2 protein-coding genes are annotated in these 1,126 nt (G+C 65.5%); both read right to left on the bottom strand.

Annotation, left to right across the window (positions count from 1 at the left end; all coding sequences use genetic code 11):
• Window positions 1-111 precede the first annotated feature (111 nt).
• Window positions 112-354, bottom strand: coding sequence for a hypothetical protein (locus tag EN893_RS35050; protein WP_127270697.1), 243 nt, complete (start codon window positions 352-354; stop codon window positions 112-114).
• 130 nt (window positions 355-484) lie between these two features.
• On the bottom strand, window positions 485-1,126 hold a 642-nt coding region (locus EN893_RS35045; protein WP_128278550.1), incomplete at its 5' end, for an FtsX-like permease family protein.

Genomic DNA, 1,126 nt, shown 5'->3' with positions numbered 1-1,126 from the left:
GACCGAGCCGGAGATCGAGGGACCGGTGATCATCCGCCATGCCGCCGACCTGCCGGTCGGGCTGTCACCGCACATGAAGCCGCTGATCGAGTGGCATTTCGCAAACGGGAATTAAGGGCGCGTCTTATTCTGTGCCGCGTTGCGACCGTTGCGTGCGGCGACGAGGAACAGGATAAAGCCGATGCCGAGCAAGCCGCCCATCGCCATTCCCATGGTCTGGCCGACGACTGCCTGGAAGTCAGCGGTGACGCGATCGGGATTGGCCATGCCGAAGCGGGCGAGATACCACCAGATGCCTGCAAGACCTGCCTCGATGATCACCATCGCCAGGACCAGTCGCGCCTTCTTGCTCATCCGCTATTCCTCCGCCCAGGGTGAATTGCCCTAGCATCGCGAACGGCGCGGCGACAGTGGCGGGACCAGGTGGAAATGTCGAAGGCTGTGCAAAACCGGCTCGGGCTGGCTGCGTTCCGGCCGGGTTGCCCTACTCGTGCCTTAGCGCGTCGATCGGATCGAGCCTGGCGCCGCGCAATGCCGGGAAGAAGCCGAACACCATGCCGATCAGGGCGGAAAAGCCGACGGCGAGCAGGATCACCGCCGGGCTCGGCGCGAACGGGATGGTCAGCGTCACCGCGGCGAGGCCGGCCAGCGCCAGCCCGATCAGGATGCCGATAATGCCGCCGAGCAGCGACAGCACCGTGGCCTCGACCAGGAACTGGATGAGGATGTGCTTTTCATGCGCGCCGATGGCCAGCCTGATGCCGATCTCGCGGGTGCGTTCGGTGACCGACACCAGCATGATGTTCATGATGCCGATGCCGCCGACCAAAAGGCTGACGCCGGCCACCGCGCCCAGCATGCCGGTCATGGTGGTTGTGGCGCTGGCCATGGCGTCGGCGATCTGGGTCATGTCGCGGATGGCGAAATCGCTCTCGCGGTCGGGCGTGATGCGGCGCGCGTCTCGCAAGATGTCCTCGACGCGCGGCTGCAACTCGCTGGTCGGCGTGCGGTCGTCGGCGGCGATGTAGATGTTGTCGATGTCGCGGTTGCCGGCGATGCGGCGCTGATAGGCATGCAGCGGCATCAGCACGACATTGTCCTGGTCCTGGCCGAAGCCGGTATAGCC

It is taken from the genome of Mesorhizobium sp. M7A.F.Ca.CA.004.04.2.1, assembly GCF_004022825.1.
Classification (GTDB): domain Bacteria; phylum Pseudomonadota; class Alphaproteobacteria; order Rhizobiales; family Rhizobiaceae; genus Mesorhizobium.
This window is presented reverse-complemented; position numbering and strand designations above follow the sequence as displayed.

Bases quoted from the DNA above. Each gene is read 5' to 3' on its own strand.
- EN893_RS35050 (WP_127270697.1), bottom strand. From the start codon at position 354: ATGAGCAAGAAGGCGCGACTGGTCCTGGCGATGGTGATCATCGAGGCA.